This is a genomic window from Pseudomonas sp. TE3644, from assembly GCF_056278815.1.
Genome location: NZ_JBWBQF010000001.1, coordinates 1,777,122 through 1,794,973, shown reverse-complemented (window position 1 = coordinate 1,794,973; position 17,852 = coordinate 1,777,122). Strand labels below are relative to the sequence as shown.

Sequence of the window (17,852 nt, the reverse complement as noted above, 5' to 3'; positions counted from 1 at the left end):
CAACCACCGGTGCAAGGCCTTGCACTGTGGGAGCAAAGCTTGCTCGCGATGAGGCCAGTGAGGATTGCCCAAATCCATGACGCTAAGAGGACGGATGCAGCACCGAGGGCTCCACATCGTGGATGCCTTGCTGTCGAGCCTTCAGCGGGCCGCCCTGGCGGCCGTTGAAGGCGGCGGTGATCTCGGCCAGGATGGCCATGGCCACGCTTTCCGGGGTGTCACCGCCCAGGTCCAGGCCCATGGGGTAATGCAGGCGCTCCAGTGCCGGCGTGGCGTGCATGTCGGCCAGCAGGCGCTCGGTGCGGTCCCGTGGCCCCAGTTGGCCGATATACGCAGCTTTACTGGCGAGCGCGGCCTGCAACCAGTGAAAGTCCTGGGTCAGGCTGTGGGTCATGATCGCCACGGCAGCGCCGTCCAGCACCACACCGGGCGGCAACGGCTCGCGCGGATGGGCGCACACCACCTGCTCGGCCTGCGGGAAACGCTCGGCACGGGCGAAATGCGAGCGGCCATCCACCACCGTGACCTTCCAGCCCAGCAGGCTGGCCATGCTGACCAGCGGCTGCACATCATGCCCGGCACCGAACACCACCAGCCGCCGCGCCGGCGCCAGGTATTCGAGGAACACCTCGACCTCGCCCCATTCGCCGCGGTAACGGCGCAGGGCTGATTTGCCCTGCTCCAGCACGCTGACCAAGGCCTTGTGCACCTGATCGTTCAGCGACGGCCACGCCCAGTCGGTTTCGTTCAAGGCACGGCGGGCGCCGACGGGCAACGGCCCGTCGCTGGCGATCACCGTCGCCAACGCTCGCGGCTGCCCCGTGTCACGCAGGGTGCGCAACAACAGCGACTGCTGATCGTGCACCCGCTCCATCAACACGAACACCGTGCCGTTGCAGCCCAACCCGAAACTCAGCGACGCCTCGTCCAGCGGGTCATCCTCGTCCGCCGCCGTGCTGTAGGCCACCACCTTGGGCCCCTGCTCGCTCAGCCACCAGGCCTTGCGCGCCACCTCGTTTTCCAGGCAGCCGCCGCTGACCGTGCCGCTGGGGCTGCCCACTTTTGGAATGAGCATGCGCGCCCCTGGCCGGCGGTAGGCCGAGCCCTGGACCTTGACGACGGTGGCCAGCACGACCTCGCCAGCCTCGTCGATGGCCCGCAGCAGTGGATCAATGCAAGGCACTGGCACGGCTCCGGGCCACTTGCTGGGCACTGATACGCGCATCGCTCTCACCGAAGCGGCGCAACACAAAGGTACTCACGGCGGCCAACTCCTTATCGCTGTAGCCCTGGGCAAACCCGGGCATCTTCTGTTGCGACCCGAACGAATACGGATAGTGCCCGGCCAACAGCGCGGCGATCACGTTGCTGCCCGATGGATCGTTCAGCGACTTGAGCCCGGTCAGGGTCGCCACGCCGGTCTGGTTGCCCTGCCCGTCCAGGCGATGGCAACCGGCGCAGGCGTCGACGAACAGCTTGCGGCCCAGGCCATCGCCGGGCGGCAGCGGCCCATCGTTGACCACGGTGGCCGGCCGGGGGATGCCCTCGGCGCGCGCCGGCGAGCCTTGCAGGTACACCGCCACCGCCTTGATGTCGGCCGGGGTGAGGAAGCGCAGGCTGTGCTCCACCACGTCGCTCATGGGCCCACCGGCCATGGCGTAGCCGGGTGCTTCGCCGGTGGCCAGGTAGGTGGTCAGCACGTCCTGCGGCCAGCTGCCGACGCCAAAGCGCTTGTCGGAACTGATGTTGTACGCCTGCCAGTTACCGATGGCCGCGCCCGCCAGGGACTTGTCGCTGTCCACGGCCTGGAACAGGTTGCGTGGCGAATGGCACTCGCCGCAGTGGCCGGGGCCCTGCACCAGGTAGGCGCCGCGGTTCCATTCGGCGGACTGCGCCGGGTCTGGGGCAAAACGTCGGTCGTCGGCGAACATCATGTTCCACATGGCCATGCCCCAGCGCTGGTTGAAGGGGAACGAGATAGCGTTGTCCTTGGCTGCCTGGTTCACCGGCGTCAGGCTGAACAGGTAGGCCTTGATGGCCAGGATGTCCTCGCGCGGCATCAGCGTGTACGAGGTGTAGGGGAACGCAGGGTAGTAATGCTTGCCGTCCTTGCCCACGCCCTTCTGCAAGGCGCTGACAAAGTCGTCATCGCTCCAGCCGCCAATGCCGGTGGCGGTGTCGGGGGTGATGTTGGGCGAGTACAGGGTGCCGAACGGCAGCTGGAACGCCAGCCCGCCGGTAAACGGCTTGCCGCCGGGCGTGGTGTGGCAGGCTTCGCAGTCGGCGGCGCGGGTCAGGTATTCGCCCTTGGCGATCAACTGCGGGTCGGCGGCCTGGGCGCTGGCGCCCAGCACGGCCAGGGTGGCGGCCAGGGCTACTTTGATAAACGTCATGTCAGCCATCCTCAAACGGTGTAGTAGCCGGAACGGCTCAGGGGCAAGCGGCGCACGCGGGCGTTGGAGGCTGCGTGCAGGGCATTGACCAGGGCCGCCGCCACCGGCACGGCGCCGGTTTCGCCGACGCCGCCGGGGCTTTCCAGGCTGGGCAGCAGGTGCACTTCAACCGGCGGCGCGTCGCTCATGCGGATCTGCCGGTAGGCGTTGAAGTTGCTCTGCTGCACGCGGCCGTTTTCCACCAGGATCTCGTTGAACAACGCCGCCGACAGGCCAAACAGCGTGCCCCCCTCCACCTGCGAGGTCACCGAGGTGGGGTTGTTGACGAAGCCGCAGTCGATCACCGACACCAGGCGCTTGATCTTGATGGCGCGCTCGCCCTGCATTTCCAGCTCGACCACGGTGGCGATGAAGCTGCCGAACACGGCGCTGACGGCGATGCCACGGCCCTGCCCTTTGGGCAGCGGGGTGTGCCAGTCGCTCAACTCGGCCGCGCGCTTGAGCACGGCCAGCGCGCGGGGTTGCTCGGCGATCAGCTGGCTGCGGTAGGCCACCGGGTCGGCCTTGGCGCGGTGGGCCAATTCATCGACGAAGGACTCCAGCGCATAGGTGCTGCGCAACGGGCCCACACCGCGCCACCAGGACACGGGGATGGTTTTCGGGTCTTCGCGGATGTAGCGCACTTTCAAATGCGGCAGCTGGTAGATCGGCTCGATGGCCACTTCCACCGCGTCGGCGTCGACGCCGCTGGGCGGCAAGGCGCCAACGAAGCTGGCGATCACCGAGGCGCCGGCGATGCGGTGCTCCCAACCCTGGGGGCGGCCCTGCTCGTCCAGCGCGGCGTTCATGCGGTCCACGTAGTGCGGGCGGAACAGGTCGTGGGTCATGTCCTCTTCACGGCTCCACACCAGCTTGATCGGGTAGTCCACCTGGCGGGCGATGTCCACGGCCTGGAAGATGAAGTCCGACTCCAGGCGACGGCCAAAAGCGCCGCCGATCAGCTGGTTGTGGATGATGATTTTTTCCGGCGGCAGGCCACTGATCTTGGCCGCGCCCATCTGCGCGAACACCGGTGCCTGGCTGCCCACCCACAGCTCGCAGGCGTCGGCGCGCACGTGGGCGACGCAGCCCATGGGCTCCAGGGGCGAGTGGGACAGGAAGGGTTGCTGATACACTGCCTCGAACTGGCTGCTGGCCGAGCCCAGGGCATTGGCGATGTCGCCGTTTTCATGGGCGATCACGCCGTCGCGGGCGCTGGCGTCCAGCAGCGCCTTATCGAGAAGGTCGGAGTGGCCGTCGCCGTTGGCGCCGTAGTCCCACTCGATGCGCAGGGCCTTGAGGCCCTGCTGGCAGGCCCAGAAGTGATCACCGACCACCGCCACGGCGTTGCTCAGCTTGATGATGTCGTGCACACCGGGCACTTGCCGGGCATCGCCCTCGTCGAGCGCCTTCAGCGTGCCGCCGTGCACCGGGCACGTCAGGGTGGAGGCGATGCGCATGCCGGGTACTTTCAGGTCAATGGTGAACTGCGCCTTGCCGGTGACCTTGTCGGGGGTGTCCAGGCGCCGGGCCGGGGTGCCCAGCAGCTTGAAGTCGGCGATGGCCTTGAGCGGCACGTCGGTGGGCAGCGGCAATTGCGCGGCGGCGTTGGCCAGCTCGCCGTAGCCCAGCACCTGGCCCTGAGGGCCGTGGACCTTGCCTTGTTCGGCGTGGCACTGGCTGGGCGCCACGTTCCAGCGCACGGCGGCGGCCTGGATCAGCAGGATGCGCGCCGTGGCCCCGGCCTTGCGCAGCGGCTCCCAAGTGAAGCGCGTGGAGGACGAGCCACCGGTGGCCTGGAACTGAAGGATGGTGTCGGTGTACAGCGCGCCATTGGGCGGTGCTTCCTGGATCTGGACCTGGTCCAGGCCCACTTCCAGCTCTTCGGCCACCATCATCGCGATGCCGGTCTGGGCGCCCTGGCCCATCTCGATCTTGGGCGAGATAACGCGCACGCGGCCGTCTTCGCCAATCTGCACGAAGGCGCCAAAGCCTTCAAAATTTGTCACGCCCGGGCGTCCCGGGGCCACGGCTTCGGCCGCAGCCGAACGGGCCACCAGTGGCGGCAGCCACGTACTCAAAATCAGCCCGCCCATGGACAGCGCACTGCCCTTGAGCAAGCCACGACGCGACAGCGCCACACCTGAATGATCGGCGGTTTTCATGGGGTTGATCCTCAGGCCTGGCTGACGCTTTTGATCGCGGCGCGGATGCGCGTGTAGGTGGCACACCGGCACAGGTTGCCGGTCATGGCCGTGACGATCTGCTCGTCGTCGGCCTTGGGGTGGTTGTGCAGCAAAGCTGCCGCAGCCATGATCTGGCCCGGCTGGCAGTAGCCGCACTGCACCACTTCGTGCTCAAGCCAGGCCTGCTGCAGCTGCGCGCCCACCGGCGTGTCGCCCACGCCTTCGATGGTGGTGATGCTGTGCCCTTCCACGGCGCTGACCGGCAGCACGCACGAGCGCACCGCCTGGCCGTCCAGGTGCACCGTGCACACGCCGCACTGGGCGATGCCGCAGCCATATTTGGTGCCGGTCATGCCCAGCACATCGCGCAGCACCCACAGCAACGGCATATCGGCGGGCACGTCGACGTCGTGCGCCTGCCCATTGATGGTCAATGTGTGCATGGTTCTTCCTCGTTGCGACAATCACGGTAACGTCTGCGCGGCTACGTTGGCCGGGCAGTACGGTTGCAAGTCTAGAACCTTACCAGTGCAGGCCCGTGAATATTGCACCGGTGTGCTACATCCGGACGATCACGCAAGCAATCCGCAGCATTGTGCAAGGCCGGGTGCACTGACTATGCTGGAGCCATGACCACCCCTGCCCCGATCCGCCAACCCTGCCCCCCTGCCGCCTGCACTTGCGGGCATGCGCAGCTGCTGGCGACAGAGGGCGGTGATGTGCGCATTCTGCAGCTGACGCGGCATGAAGAGCGCAAGCTGATCGAGCGGTTGGAGAACCTGCAGAGTGTGGAGGATTTGCATCGGTTGTGTGGGCGCATGCATGAGTTGCTGGGCATTGGCGTGCGGATCAATCCCAGCCGCAATGAGGTGCGTAGCGTGCGGGGGTTGGTGATTGAGTTTGATGAGCAACTGGGGTTGTGTCGCAAGACGCGCGAGGCGATACCGGCGGCCATACGGCGGGCGTTGGTGCAGCGGCCGGAGATTTTTTATCGGTTGCTGGATGGGTATGATTTGTTAGGGTCGTAGCGTTTCTATGGTGTTGTGCAACCTGTAGCAGCGGCCGCCAGGCCGCGTCACAGGCGCCTCGGTATCCCTGACGCTGCTACAGAGGCGGGGTACACCCGGTGGGAGCAAAGCTTGCTCGCGAGGCGCCGGCACTGACGCCATCGCGAGCAACTTTTGCCACAGGTGTTTGCCTTGGCACCGTGGGAGCGGGCTCTGCCCGCGAAGAGAGCGGCGCGGTGTTTCAGGTACTTCGCGGCGTTCTTTTCGCGGGTAGAAACCCGCTCCCACAGGTTGCTCAACACCCTAGAATCTCCCACAGTGTGTGCCTCCACAGGAGAGTCGCTGCTACGTCGACGGTGTTGGTGCTTGAAAGGAATGTAGGAAAAATCTGATCTTCCCGTCAGGTAATACATCCTCAGATTGAATCTGTAGAATGCCGCGTTCTTTCCACTGTCAGGATGACAAATGCGCGTTCCCCCCTGCCCCCGTGGTATCACCGTTGACGCCAACCTGCGTGGAGCCCGCGTGCAGTTTGCCGCGAATGTCCTGCTGGCCTTGTTGTTTGTCTACATCGTCGGGGGCTGGCTGCTAAGCCCGGCCGGCCCGCGCTTGGACAAACTGGTCGTCAAACAGGCCTTGGGGGACAACACTTTTCTGTACGGTGCGCGCGACAATGGCGGTGGTGCCACCACCCGCTTCAGCTATCTCTATTTCGTGGGGCCGGAGTGGGGGGAAGGCCAAGCGGCGCTGCAGCGGCTTGGCGAAGTGCATCCTTTTCTGATCAGCGACGACGATGCCGTGCAGGCTCAGCAGGTTAAGGACTTGATCACGATCAAGGTCCAAGGGCGCGTGCTCGAGTACCGCAGCGACGCGCTGATTGGGACGGGGGATGATTACCGTCAGGTGAAGTTTGCCTTGGTGCAGCAGCCTGGGCCGGCAGCTGCACCCTGAAACGCTTAGCTGCTGCAGATTTGCAGCGCACATTAGGGCCAGCGCAGCCTGGCGGCAGCGGCTACAGCGGCCAAGGTTGCGGCTCTACGTCGGCGGGAGTGGGCCTCAACCTTTTCGTGGCTGACCCCGGGGGTTTTTATCATTCAAGGCCTCCAGGAACCAGGCATCGTGTGTGAGCGGGTCCACCGCCGTCTCCACGGGTAACGTCGATAGGGTCATGCTCATTTCCCACTACTGAGGGCTCCGAGAGCCAGAACCTCGAGCTCTAGGGAAACGCTTGCCTGATCACCATCCCCCACCCCAAGCGTCACCTGTAGCCGCTGCCGTAGGCTGCGCTGGCCCTCTGCCCCGCTGAAGATTTGCGGCGCACAGAAGGGCCAGCGCAGCCTGGCGGCAGCGGCTACATCAGGCGGGGGTGTGCCAGGGTTTTTGCTGGCGCATGGCGGCGGCCAGGCGGTAGACCTTTTCGCGGCCGGTGTGGCGGGTCCAGCGCAGGTTGTCGACCAGGGTCTTTTCGTCGGCGTTGAGGTGCAGGCGGTGGGCTGAGGGGGCTGTCAGGTCATCGTGCAGGCAGCGCAGTTGGCGCATAAGGCCTTCTGGAAGATCATGGTTTTCGAGTTGGGTGATGATGGAGTGCAGTTGGGTTGCGTTATGCATGGTCAAACCTCCTGAAAAAGCAAAGAACGACCACCTGACGCCAATCAGGTGGGCGAAGCCGTACGGGTTGGCGTACCGGAGGAGGACCGGCGTGCCCGAAGGCACCCACGCACGGCCCCGCCCATAACAGGCGTAACCATGCTGCAAAGATGAGAAGACCGCCGAAAGCGGCCTCTCATTTGCTCACTCCTGCCAGGACGCCAATCCTGCACCGCTGATGTGCAGCGGCGGGCGAACCTTACCCAAGTTGGTCGGTGCGAGGCAACCCCTTCCCCCCAGCTACGCGTCAGTAAATCGGCGCCGCCCACTTCAGCCTTGCCACTTATCGCATCCACAAGCAATTTTTTTGAATTCCCACGGCATCCGTGCACTCCCACTCACAGGGATCGACGGAGGCACCCATGAATCCACAGCTCTATGTCATTGAATACCGCCTGCACGGCAAACCTGCGTCGTTCATTATCCGCTTGGAAAAGATGGACAACGCCATCGCCTGGCATTGGGCCAGTTGCGACGCCGGGGTGGGGATCATTCCCAAATTTGGCCGCCAGCAGATTAAGCAGGTGAGCAAGCCTATGGCTGAACGGTACGGGATTACCGAGGTGAAATGGCGCTTGGCGGGGCAGCCTGCCGCCAGGCGTGACACTGATCCGGAAGCGTCGACGCAGCCTGCGGAGCCGTAAATCTGATAACGATGCACGGGAGTACAGTTGTACTCCCGCACGCACTCCCCCCCCTCTTCAGTCATTCAAGGAGATAGCCCATGAGTACATCCCTGCAAGGCAAGAAAATTCTGGTCATCACCAGCAACACCGGCATCGAGCGCGATGAGTTGCTCAAGCCGCTGGAGACCCTGCGCAGTTACGGCGCCACCTTGGTGCACGGCTCGATCAAGGGCGGCACCACCCAGACCTTTCAACAGGACACCGAGAAAGACCGCACGGTGGAATCGGACGGCAAACTGGCGGTGTACAACGGCGCCGACTTCGATGCGCTGGTGATTCCCGGCGGCACCGTGAACGCCGACACCCTGCGCCAGGACAGCGATGCGCAGCGCCTGATCAACGAGTTCGTGAAGGCCGGCAAGACCGTGGCGGCGATCTGTCATGGGCCGTGGGCGTTGATCGATGCCGGGGTAGTCGAAGGCAAGACCTTAACCTCGTACGTCAGCGTGCGCACCGACCTTGTAAACGCCAAGGCGGCCGGCTGGGTGGATGCTGAGGTCAAGCAGTGCGGCGCCAATGGCTGGACGCTGATTACCTCGCGTACGCCCAAGGATTTGCCAGCGTTCAACGAAGCGATTGCCAAGGCACTGCAGGCGGCCTGACCAGCGGCGTATGCGCGAAGGCCCGCAGGGCGTAGGCTGGCGAGTCACCGTGACAGGGATTCTGCGGAGACTGCTGCCGTGCCGGACCGACCGATCAAACTCAAGAACTGGGACCGCGCGTGGCGTTTGCTGGGCGACCATCTGCAGTGCCCTCAGTGTGGGCAGACGCAGTTGGCGAACAAGGCTTATACGCCGTTCAGTCATCGTCATGATTGCGCGGCGCGCACGGAGCAGGATCAGTATCCGTGGCTGGACCTGGATGCGATTTTGCGCTCGGTGTTGAAGGATTATTAGCCTGTTGTTTCGTGTGGGACCGGGCGAAGCTCGGGAAGCGAGCGACGCGGTTAACTGGGCGGGCCTCTTCCCGAGCTTCGCCCGGTCCCACACGAAATACCTCCCACCCTGCGCCGCTATGCCCGGTGGCCATACGCGAGCGGTTGCGTCGCCACGCTTGGGTACCTATAGTAGCCCCAGGCGCCATCCACGCCCGCATCCGCGCAAAGGGCCGCGCCCCGGATTTTCACCCCTGTTGACCTGTCATCACGACTCCCGACCATGAAGCGGACCCTGGTTGCCCAAGGAGATCGTATGCCCGCCCCTTCCCTGCCCTCGTCCAGCGACGGCCGCCTTAACCTTGAGCAGCAGCGCAAGCGCGCCAAGGATCTGCTCAAACAGCTCAAGCAAACCGCCAGCCCTGTGCAGCAACCGACCTTGTCCGAGGCTCAATGGCAGATCGCCAAGCAATTAGGTTTCAGCAGTTGGCCCAAGCTCAAGGCGCACGTCGACGCCATCGATTTTGCCGCGCGCCACCCCGATTTCGACGCCAGCGATGAAGCACAGACGACGCATTGGCGCTGCGGCAATGACATAGCCCACAGCCTGCAACTGGCCGGCTTCAAAGGGCGCTTCCGCATGCTTACCGATCCCCTGTGCATGGGTCCGGTGCGCGAATTGCCGGCCGATGCCTACCGTCAGGAACGCAGCCAGTTCATCAGCCAGGCATTCGCCATGGACCTGAGCGAGGTAACCCGCCGCTTCGACGACGAGTACCGTGACCTGGCCGAATTGGGCGAAGACCGCCCCGGTGTGATGTGGTGCGAGGCCGATGCCTATGACCAGCTTTTCCTGATCCGCGCCTTGGCGGGGCTTGCGCAGGTGCCCACGCGCCTGACCCTGATCGAAGTCAGCCAGGTGCCGGGGGTTGAGCGTTTTATCGGCATCGGCCAGTTGGCGCCGGACGTGCTGGCGTGGCTGTGGCCCCAGCGCCGGCCGGTGGATGCGGCCATGCTGGGGCTGGCGCGCCAGGCGTGGCAGGCGTACTGCGCGCCTTCGCCGCTGGCGTTGGCGGCGCTGGCCCGGGTGGACCATGCAGCGTTGCCCCTGCTGGCGGCTGCGTTGCGGCGGCAGTTGCAGGAATTGCCGGGGGTGCGCGATGGGCTGTCGCTGACGGAGCGGTTGGCGTTGCAGGTGATCGATGAGGCCGGGGCGCTGCCCATCGGCAAGGTGTTTGGCGTGTTGATGCTCAAGCATGAGCCACTGCCGTATTTGGGGGACATGATGTTTAACGCGATGCTGCGGCCGTTGATCGAGGGGGCTGCGCCGTTGCTGGTCGAGGAGCAGCCTGAACTGCCTTGGCCGCAACGGCCGGTGAGTTTGACGGCGCTGGGGCGGCGCGTGTTGGCTGGCCAGGCGTATTGGCCTGAGCATGCCAGCCATGAGCGCTGGGTGGGCGGTGTGTGCATATGGCCTGGGCAGGCGCATTGGGTCATTGATGAACACAACCAGCCCGTGTGGCGCGAAAACCCGTAGGCGTGGGCTTTAGTCGCAATACAGACGCCACCATTTCAAGCCAGTAGCGACACCCGTAGCCGCTGCCGCAGGCTGCGCTGGCCCTGACCCACGCTGAAAATATCCAGGGTTCACCCCGCCCAGCGCAGCCTGGCGGCAGCGGCTACAAGATTGGCAGAGGCGCCTGCCACGGACGGTGTAGGAGCCGACTTTAGTCGCGATGCAGACGCCACCATTTCAAGCCAGCAGCTACACCCGTAGCCGCTGCCGCCGGCTGCGCTGGCCCTGTGCCCCACTACACATATCCTGGGTTCACCCCGGCCAGCGCAGCCTGGCGGCAGCGGCTACAAGATTGGCAGCGGCGCTTGCCACGGACGGTGTAGGAGCCGACTTTATTCGCGATGCAGACGCCACCATTTCAAGCCAGATGCAACCCGTAGCCGCTGCCGCAGGCTGCGCTGGCCCTGTGCCCCGCTACACATATCCTGGGTTCACCCCGGACAGCGCAGCCTGGCGGCAGCGGCTACAAGATTGGCAGAGGCGCTTGCCGCGGACGGTGTAGGAGCCGACTTTAGTCGCGATGCAGACGCCACCATTTCAAGCCAGCAGCTACACCCGTAGCCGCTGCCGCAGGCTGCGCTGGCCCTGTGCCCCACTACAAATATCCTGGGTTCACCCCGGACAGCGCAGCCTGGCGGCAGCGGCTACAAGATTGGCAGCGGCGCTTGCCACGGACGGTGTAGGAGCCGACTTTAGTCGCGATGCAGACGCCACCATTTCAAGCCAGATGCAACACCCGTAGCCGCTGCCGCAGGCTGCGCTGGCCCTGTGCCCCACTGCACATATCCAGAGTTCACCCCGGCCAGCGCAGCCTGGCGGCAGCGGCTACAGCGCAGTGCTGAATTTAGCGCTAAGCATAGTCCCATTCGATATTTGGTATATACCAAACCTTGCGTTTATAAAGGGCCACCTTCCAAAGACCGAACAAGGCCCGCCCCACCATGCCGTCACTGCGCATCATGCTCGAGTACTTCCACCCCTGGCCCAACTCCGCCGGTTTCTACCTGGCCCGCGAGCGCGGCTGGTATGCCGAGGCCGGGCTTGAGGTGGAGTTGTGCGTGCCGGACCCGGCGCGCGGCGATAGCCTGCAGCACTTGCTGGACGGCGCGGTGCAGTTGAGCGTGTTCCCCAGCAACCGCCTGCTGGTGCGCCGCGACCTGGGCCAGCCGCTCAAGGGCGTGGCGGCGATCAATCATGATGGGCTGGAGGCGTTCCAGACCCTGCGCGAATTCGGTATCCAGCGCCCCCGCGATTTGATGGGCAAGCGCCTGGCCATGAACCCTACCCCGCGCGGCCTGGCCATGGTGCGCGACCTGGTGCGCAAGGACGGCGGCGACCCCGACGCGGTGATCATCGTCGATGCCGGTGCCCGCGAGCTGCGCCCCGAGGAGCTGGAAGCCGGCCGCGCCGACGCCAGTTTCGGCGGCTACTGGGCCTGGGAGGCGCTGATGGACAGCCCGGTGCCGGCCGAGCGGCGCGTGGTGCACCGCGTCAGCCAGTGGGGCGCGCCGGCCTATCACAGCTACTTGCTGGGGGCCCGCGAGGACTGGATTGCCGATAACGCGGAGGTGCTGCGCGCCTTCCTGGCAGTCACCACCCGAGGCTTTGAAAGCGCGGCCGCCGAGCCTCTGCTGGCCCGTGAGGCCTACGAGCGGGTCATCCCTTATTTCCCCGGCGCGCTGATTGACCGCTCGCTCACCCACATCGCCCCGACCTGGCTGCACGAAGGCCGTTTCGGCGTGCAGCGCCAGGCCTTGATCGAACCCTATGCCCACTGGCTGCACAGCCATGGCATCCTGCAGCAACCGCAAGTGTGGGCTGCAGCCACCACCAATGAATACCTGCCTGGAGTGACGTCATGAGCCAAGCGCTGCACAGCCACGGCCTGGCCGGCGAAGAAGTGGCGCCGGTGTGGGCGCCGCTGACCGCCGGCGAGTTGCAGCCGCTGCTGGCCCAGTACCCGCAGGTGGGCTGGTTGCAGCGCATCGACTGGCACAGCCCACGGCCGTTTTCGGCGGCGGCGCTGGTCAGCACGGCCAGTGGCGAGTGGTTTATCAAGCGCCACGCTCAGCAGGTGCGCAGCGCCGCGTGGCTGGAGGAGGAGCATCGCTTCATCGCCCATCTGCGCACACAAGGCATCCCGGCGCCCGACGTGCAGATCAGCGAAACCGGGGCCACGGCGATTGCCTCAGGCCCGTGGACCTATGAAATACACGCCCGCTCGCCGGGCGACGACCTGTACCGCGATGCCCAGTCGTGGTCGCCCTTCCAGAGCACGGCCCACGCCCTGGCCGCCGGTGCTGCCCTGGCGCGGCTGCACAACGCAGCGGAAGGCTTCGACGACGCCCCGCGCCAGACTGACGTGCTGACCAGCCGCTGCCACGCCTTCACCCAGCCCGATCCGTTGGCCACGCTGGCCCTGCAGATCGACAACAGCCCGGCCCTGACCCGCTACCTGGCCAACCGCGACTGGCGCGCCGAATTGAGCCGCGCCCTGCTGCCCGCCCATGCGAATCTGCTGCCCCATCTGGCGGCACAACCACCGCTATGGACCCACAACGACTGGCACGCCTCCAACCTGCTGTGGGCAGGCGGCCACGTCAGCAGCGTGCTCGACTTCGGCCTGTGCGACCGCACCTGCGCGCTGTACGACCTGGCCACGGCGCTGGAGCGCAATGCCATTCCCTGGCTGGACCTGGACGTGGGCGGCGTTGCGCGCGCGGACCTGGCCACGGTCGATGCCCTGCTGAGCGGCTACGCCAGCGAACGCGCCCTGCCTGCCATCGATGCCCTGATTGCCTGGTTGCCCCTGGTACACGCCGACTTCGCCGTGTCCGAAACCGAGTATTTCGAAGGCATCCTCAACGACCGCGCCAGCGCCGACATCGCCTGGGACGACTACCTGCTGCGCCACGCCGACTGGTTCAACGGCCCGGAAGGCCAGCGCCTGCTCGACCATCTGCGCCAAGGAAACGGGTCATGACCGCGCTGCTGGTAGACGTCGCCTGGCTGGCCGCCCATGCCCAGGATGAAAACCTGGTGGTGCTCGACGCCACCGTAGACCTCAAAGCTCCGCAGTTCGACGGCGACTACCAGGCCTACAGCGGAGAACCCGGCTGGCAGGCCGAGCACATCCCCGGCGCCCTTCACGCCGACCTGCTCGAACGCCTGCACGACCAAGCGGCCGATTACAGCTTCGCCATGCCACCGCTGCCGCAATTGAATCAGGCACTGCAAGCACTGGGCATCGACGATCACAGCCACGTGGTGATCTACGACCGCACCGACGGTTTCTGGGCCGCGCGCCTGTGGTGGATGCTGCGCAGCGTCGGCCTGCAACCGGCGATTCTGGACGGCGGCCTCAAGGCCTGGCGCCTGGCGGGTCTGCCTCTGGCCAACGGCACCACCGCCTCCGCCAAAACCAGCGGCGCATTGACCCTGCAAGCGCAACCCGGCTACTGGGCCAGCCTTGAACAGGTCCACGCCGTCAGCCAGCAAAACGCCCCCGGCCACCTGATCTGCGCGCTGTCGGCCACCGTATTCGAAGGCACCACCGCCACCCGCTACAGCCGCCGCGGCCATATCCCCAACAGCCTCAACCGCCCGGCCCGCGCGCTGTTCGACGACAGCGGCCGCTACCTGCCCATCAACACCCTGCGCAGTGCATTGGGCGTGGACCACCTGCCCCAATCCCTGCTGCTGTACTGCGGCGGCGGCATCAGCGCCGCTGCCACTGCCTTCGCCCTGGCCCTGCTGGGCCGCCACGATGTGACCCTGTTCGACGGCTCGCTGCAGCAATGGAGCGCCGACCCCGCTTTGCCAATGACCACCGGAGCAGCTCCGGCCTGAAAACCTGATCGGCGCAGGCCATGATCGTTGCGCGTAGCCTTGCGGCCTCGCGCAGGGTAGCCTGCAGCCCAAAAAAACATATGTGCGACAAGGAGCTGCCCCATGTTTCGCCCCATTCCCTTCCCGGCGCGCCTGCTGGTGACGAGCATCGCGCTCGCTTCACCCTGGGCGGCTGCGGAAGAACCCACGACGCTGAGCGCCGTGACCGTGCTCGGCGAATCGCCGGACAGCTACCGGGCCACCAGCGCCTCGGTCAGCGGCGTGGACGACACGCCGTTGCTGGACACCCCTGCCGCCATTTCGGTGTTCAACACGCAATTGCTGCAAGACCAACAGGCGCGCCTGCTCAGCGAAGTGCTGCGCAACGACGCCTCGGTGGGTGACAGCTACGCCCCGGTGGGCTACTACGAAAACTTCGTGATTCGCGGCTTTTCGCTGAACGCCGCCAGCAGCTACAAGATCAACGGCCGCACCATCACCGGCGAGCAGAACGTGGCGCTGGAAAACAAAGAGCAGGTCGAAGTACTCAAGGGCCTGGCCGGCCTGCAGAGCGGCGTCAGCGAACCGGGCGGCGTGATCAACTACGAAACCAAGCGCCCCGCCAACGTGCGCTCGGTCACCGTGTCCACCGACGAACAAGGCGGCCGCTACCTGGCCACCGACCTGGGTACCTGGTTTGGCAGCGAGCAGCAGTTCGGCATCCGCACTAACCTGGCCCACGAGGACATTCGCTCCTATGTCGACCACGCCGACGGTACCCGCGACTTCGGTTCGGTGGCCCTGGACTGGAACATCGACTCGCGTTCCAGTCTGCAACTGGACCTGGAATACCAGCACCGCGAACAACGCTCGGTGCCCGGTTACCAGTTGCTGGGCGGCACCGAGCTGCCGCACCACGCCGACCCGCATGACCTGCTGGGCTACCAGAGCTGGTCGAACCCGGTGGGCATGACCTCGCTGAACATGGAAGGCCGGTACCAGTATCAGCTGACCGACGACTGGAAGACGCAGTTGAGCCTGTCGCGTAGCCGGGTGGTTATTGATGACTACAGTGCGTTTCCTTATGGGTGCTATTACGGCGACGGTTGCACGGCGGTGAACAGCCAGTTCGGCAGCACCGGCAACTACGATATCTATGACTTCCGCAACCCTGATGACACCCGCCGCAATGACGAGGCCGAAGCCTCGCTGAGTGGCGAGTTCAACGCCTTCGGCCTGCGCAATGAACTGGACGTAGGTCTCAGCGCCTTCCGCCGTACAGTGGACCAGCGCGACGCCGTCAACGAATACGTCGGCAGCGGCAGCCTCGATGCCACGCCCCAGACCTTTACCCCCTCTGCCGACTCGCCGAGCCACACCTACCGCCACCTGGACAGCCGCCAGTACGGCCTGTTCTTCAACGACCGACTGCACCTCAACGAGCAGTGGCAGCTGGTGCTGGGCGGCCGCGAAGTAAGGCTGGACGAGAAGACGTTCGACGCCGACGGCGACACCACTCGCCACACGCAGATGTGGGAGTTTTTGCCCAACTTGGCGGTGATCTACAAGCCGACCGACAACCTGTCTTTGTACACCCGTTACAGCAAAGGCCTGTCCCTGGGCAGCGAGGCGCCGTGGTTCGCCAGCAACTACGGCGACACCCTGGCCCCAACCATTTCGCGGCAACTGGAAGTGGGCATCAAGCAGGACTGGCAACGCCTGAGCCTGGGCGCGGCGCTGTTCCAGATCAGCCAGGCCTACCAGTTCTCGCGCCCCAATGGCGATGACACCTTCACCTACGTGCAACAAGGCAAGCAGAAAAACATCGGCCTGGAGCTGACCGCAAGCGGCCGCGCCACCGAGCGCCTGCAACTCAACGCCAGCCTGGCCGTCACCCGCGCGCGGGTCACCGATAGCGGCGTGGACGCCTACGAAGGCCACCAGGCCATCAACGTGCCGCGCCTGCGTGCCAGCTTCTATGGCGACTACAGCGTGCCGGGCATCGACGGCCTGGCGCTGCTGGGCGGGGTGCAGTACAGCGGCAAAAAGTACGCCAACCGCGAAGGCACGGTGCAGGTCGGCGACTACGCGGTGTTCAACGCCGGCAGCCGCTACGCCACGCGCATCGAAGGCTATGAAACGGTGTTCCGGCTGAGCGTCGACAACCTCTTCGACAAGCGCTACTGGCGTGACGTGGGCGAGTATGAGGGGGATGATTACCTGTTCATGGGCGCCCCGCGTACTGCGCGGCTGTCGGCCACCATCAATTTCTAAACGAGAACTGCCATGTCGAACCTGGAAATAATCGCAGTGCTGGTCAACGTCCTCGGCGTGTGGCTGACCGCCCGCCGCACCCCTTGGTGCTGGCCGGTGAGTGTGGTGGCGGTGCTGCTTTACGTGTGGATCTTCTACGACGTGAAACTGTATTCGGACATGCTGCTGCAAGTGCTGTTCGCCTTGCTGCAGGGCTACGGCTGGTGGCGCTGGCGCACCGGGCGCCTGAGCGAGGGCAAGGTGCGCATCGAGCCGTTGCCACTGCGCCTGGCGGTGGTCAGCCTGGTGGCCGGCGCGGTGCTGTCGGTGTTGCTGGGTGCCGGCATGGCACACTTCACCGACGCGGCGGTGCCGTGGCTGGACGCGACCCTGACCGGCTACAGCCTGGTGGCCAGCTACTGGGCGGCGCGCAAATTCGTCGCCAGTTGGTGGCTGTGGATTGCACTGGATGCGGTGTACACCGGTATGTACTACGTCAAGGGTTTGCCGCTGACGGCCGTGCTGTACGCCGGGTTTATCCTGCTGGCCGTGTACGGCTGGCGCGCCTGGCAGCGCGAGCTGCAAGCCCAGGCGCCCCTCAACGCCGCCGAGCCGTTGCAGGCCAGCTGAGATGAGCATCAAACCCGCCCAGTCCCAGTACCTGCGCATCAGCGACCAGCTGACCGACGACATCGCCCACGACCGCCTGGCTGCGGGCGAGCGCCTGGCCACCGAACGCGACATGGCCGAGCATTTCGGCTGCACCCGCGTCACCCTGCGCCAGGCGTTGCAGCGCCTGGAGGCACAGGGCGCGCTGTACCGTGGCCATCGGCGCGGCTGGTTCGTGTCGCCCACGCCCATCCGCTACGACCCCACGCGCATCACCGGCTTCATGGAATACGTCAGCGCCCAGGGCCGCGAGCCGCGCACCGAATGCCTGCTGGCCGAGCAGCGAGCGGCCGGGGCGTGGCTGGCGCAGCGCATGGGCATCGGCGCCGATGACCTGGTGTTCTACCTGCAACGACGGCGCTGGGTGGATGGCCGGCCGGTGCTGCTGGAAACCAACGTGCTGAACCCTGCGTGGTGCCCCGGTTTGCTGGAACATCGGCTGGACGGCTCGTTGACGGCGCTGCTGCGCGACCATTACGGCCGTCAGCAGGCGCGCAGCCAGATCAACCTCAAGCCCTGCCTGCTGGATGAGAGGCAGAGTGCGGAGCTTGAGATTGCCAGTGGCTCCAGTGGGTTGTACCTGGAGCGGGTGTGTTTTGCCCAGGATGGCAGCATTGTTGAATTCGACCGCGAGTTCTGGCGGCCGGATGCGGTGGAGGTGTCGTTGGCGATTGATCGCTGAACCTCCGTAGCC

Annotated in this window: 17 protein-coding genes; 12 read left to right on the top strand and 5 right to left on the bottom strand. The window is 65.5% G+C overall.

Features of this window, described 5'->3' with window-relative positions:
* Positions 1-82 precede the first annotated feature (82 nt).
* From ACZ9GA_RS08035 to ACZ9GA_RS08020, 4 genes are read right to left on the bottom strand one after another with little or no spacing between them, the layout of a single operon-like run.
* Entirely contained in the window at positions 83-1,183 is a 1,101-nt protein-coding gene (locus tag ACZ9GA_RS08035; protein WP_457363192.1) for an XdhC family protein, read from the bottom strand.
* Positions 1,170-2,393: a c-type cytochrome gene (locus tag ACZ9GA_RS08030; RefSeq protein WP_457363193.1), complete on the bottom strand. Its 1,224-nt coding sequence runs from the start codon at positions 2,391-2,393 to the stop codon at positions 1,170-1,172. Before ACZ9GA_RS08030 ends, ACZ9GA_RS08035 begins: the two co-directional genes overlap by 14 nt.
* An 11-nt stretch (positions 2,394-2,404) precedes the next feature.
* On the bottom strand, positions 2,405-4,597 hold the full coding sequence (locus tag ACZ9GA_RS08025) for a xanthine dehydrogenase family protein molybdopterin-binding subunit (RefSeq protein ID WP_457363194.1): 2,193 nt from the start codon (positions 4,595-4,597) through the stop codon (positions 2,405-2,407).
* Positions 4,598-4,608: 11 nt separating this feature from the next.
* Positions 4,609-5,061 carry a (2Fe-2S)-binding protein gene (locus ACZ9GA_RS08020; protein WP_027981329.1) on the bottom strand — a complete coding sequence of 151 codons (453 nt, stop codon included), beginning with the start codon at positions 5,059-5,061 and terminating at the stop codon, positions 4,609-4,611.
* 186 nt (positions 5,062-5,247) lie between these two features.
* Here ACZ9GA_RS08020 and ACZ9GA_RS08015 point away from each other — a divergent pair, with 186 nt between their 5' ends.
* Both ACZ9GA_RS08015 and ACZ9GA_RS08010 read left to right on the top strand, forming a co-directional pair.
* Complete coding sequence (locus tag ACZ9GA_RS08015; RefSeq protein ID WP_457363195.1) at positions 5,248-5,646, top strand: hypothetical protein; 399 nt, start codon at positions 5,248-5,250, stop codon at positions 5,644-5,646.
* A gap of 444 nt (positions 5,647-6,090) precedes the next feature.
* Entirely contained in the window at positions 6,091-6,576 is a 486-nt protein-coding gene (locus tag ACZ9GA_RS08010) for a hypothetical protein (RefSeq protein WP_457363196.1), read from the top strand.
* 405 nt (positions 6,577-6,981) lie between these two features.
* Here the strand turns inward: ACZ9GA_RS08010 and ACZ9GA_RS08005 are convergent, their stop codons facing one another.
* Positions 6,982-7,233, bottom strand: a complete 252-nt coding sequence (locus tag ACZ9GA_RS08005; protein ID WP_457363197.1) for a hypothetical protein — start codon at positions 7,231-7,233, stop codon at positions 6,982-6,984.
* Between the two features lie 401 nt (positions 7,234-7,634).
* Between ACZ9GA_RS08005 and ACZ9GA_RS08000 the strand changes: the two genes are divergently transcribed.
* The 10 genes from ACZ9GA_RS08000 (at position 7,635) to ACZ9GA_RS07955 (ending at position 17,840) form a co-directional block, all read left to right on the top strand.
* Complete coding sequence (locus ACZ9GA_RS08000; protein ID WP_457363198.1) at positions 7,635-7,916, top strand: DUF6555 family protein; 282 nt, start codon at positions 7,635-7,637, stop codon at positions 7,914-7,916.
* An 80-nt stretch (positions 7,917-7,996) separates the two neighbouring features.
* On the top strand, positions 7,997-8,560 hold the full coding sequence (locus tag ACZ9GA_RS07995; RefSeq protein ID WP_457363199.1) for a type 1 glutamine amidotransferase domain-containing protein: 564 nt from the start codon (positions 7,997-7,999) through the stop codon (positions 8,558-8,560).
* 78 nt (positions 8,561-8,638) lie between these two features.
* Positions 8,639-8,854: a hypothetical protein gene (locus ACZ9GA_RS07990; RefSeq protein ID WP_457363200.1), complete on the top strand. Its 216-nt coding sequence runs from the start codon at positions 8,639-8,641 to the stop codon at positions 8,852-8,854.
* 294 nt (positions 8,855-9,148) lie between these two features.
* A complete protein-coding gene (locus tag ACZ9GA_RS07985; protein ID WP_457363201.1) occupies positions 9,149-10,369 on the top strand; it encodes a DUF1835 domain-containing protein in 1,221 nt (406 codons plus the stop codon).
* Positions 10,370-11,349: 980 nt separating this feature from the next.
* Positions 11,350-12,270 (top strand): ABC transporter substrate-binding protein, encoded by a 921-nt coding sequence (locus ACZ9GA_RS07980; RefSeq protein ID WP_457363202.1) that lies wholly within the window; start codon positions 11,350-11,352, stop codon positions 12,268-12,270.
* A complete protein-coding gene (locus ACZ9GA_RS07975; RefSeq protein WP_457363203.1) occupies positions 12,267-13,391 on the top strand; it encodes a phosphotransferase enzyme family protein in 1,125 nt (374 codons plus the stop codon). Before ACZ9GA_RS07980 ends, ACZ9GA_RS07975 begins: the two co-directional genes overlap by 4 nt.
* Positions 13,388-14,257, top strand: coding sequence for a sulfurtransferase (locus ACZ9GA_RS07970; protein ID WP_457363204.1), 870 nt, complete (start codon positions 13,388-13,390; stop codon positions 14,255-14,257). Before ACZ9GA_RS07975 ends, ACZ9GA_RS07970 begins: the two co-directional genes overlap by 4 nt.
* 102 nt (positions 14,258-14,359) lie before the next feature.
* Complete coding sequence (locus ACZ9GA_RS07965) at positions 14,360-16,510, top strand: TonB-dependent siderophore receptor (protein WP_457363205.1); 2,151 nt, start codon at positions 14,360-14,362, stop codon at positions 16,508-16,510.
* A 12-nt stretch (positions 16,511-16,522) separates the two neighbouring features.
* On the top strand, positions 16,523-17,119 hold the full coding sequence (gene pnuC / locus ACZ9GA_RS07960) for a nicotinamide riboside transporter PnuC (protein WP_457363206.1): 597 nt from the start codon (positions 16,523-16,525) through the stop codon (positions 17,117-17,119).
* Between the two features lies 1 nt (position 17,120).
* Positions 17,121-17,840, top strand: coding sequence for a UTRA domain-containing protein (locus ACZ9GA_RS07955; RefSeq protein ID WP_457363207.1), 720 nt, complete (start codon positions 17,121-17,123; stop codon positions 17,838-17,840).
* The last annotated feature ends 12 nt before the right edge of the window (positions 17,841-17,852 follow it).

Coding starts and splice junctions, on each gene's coding strand:
- ACZ9GA_RS08010 (WP_457363196.1), top strand. CDS start 6,091: ATGCGCGTTCCCCCCTGCCCCCGTGGTATCACCGTTGACGCCAACCTG.
- ACZ9GA_RS07965 (WP_457363205.1), top strand. CDS start 14,360: ATGTTTCGCCCCATTCCCTTCCCGGCGCGCCTGCTGGTGACGAGCATC.
- ACZ9GA_RS07980 (WP_457363202.1), top strand. CDS start 11,350: ATGCCGTCACTGCGCATCATGCTCGAGTACTTCCACCCCTGGCCCAAC.
- ACZ9GA_RS07985 (WP_457363201.1), top strand. CDS start 9,149: ATGCCCGCCCCTTCCCTGCCCTCGTCCAGCGACGGCCGCCTTAACCTT.
- ACZ9GA_RS07975 (WP_457363203.1), top strand. CDS start 12,267: ATGAGCCAAGCGCTGCACAGCCACGGCCTGGCCGGCGAAGAAGTGGCG.
- ACZ9GA_RS08015 (WP_457363195.1), top strand. CDS start 5,248: ATGACCACCCCTGCCCCGATCCGCCAACCCTGCCCCCCTGCCGCCTGC.
- pnuC (WP_457363206.1), top strand. CDS start 16,523: ATGTCGAACCTGGAAATAATCGCAGTGCTGGTCAACGTCCTCGGCGTG.
- ACZ9GA_RS07970 (WP_457363204.1), top strand. CDS start 13,388: ATGACCGCGCTGCTGGTAGACGTCGCCTGGCTGGCCGCCCATGCCCAG.
- ACZ9GA_RS08020 (WP_027981329.1), bottom strand. CDS start 5,061: ATGCACACATTGACCATCAATGGGCAGGCGCACGACGTCGACGTGCCC.
- ACZ9GA_RS08025 (WP_457363194.1), bottom strand. CDS start 4,597: ATGAAAACCGCCGATCATTCAGGTGTGGCGCTGTCGCGTCGTGGCTTG.
- ACZ9GA_RS07955 (WP_457363207.1), top strand. CDS start 17,121: ATGAGCATCAAACCCGCCCAGTCCCAGTACCTGCGCATCAGCGACCAG.
- ACZ9GA_RS08005 (WP_457363197.1), bottom strand. CDS start 7,233: ATGCATAACGCAACCCAACTGCACTCCATCATCACCCAACTCGAAAAC.
- ACZ9GA_RS08000 (WP_457363198.1), top strand. CDS start 7,635: ATGAATCCACAGCTCTATGTCATTGAATACCGCCTGCACGGCAAACCT.
- ACZ9GA_RS08030 (WP_457363193.1), bottom strand. CDS start 2,393: ATGACGTTTATCAAAGTAGCCCTGGCCGCCACCCTGGCCGTGCTGGGC.
- ACZ9GA_RS07995 (WP_457363199.1), top strand. CDS start 7,997: ATGAGTACATCCCTGCAAGGCAAGAAAATTCTGGTCATCACCAGCAAC.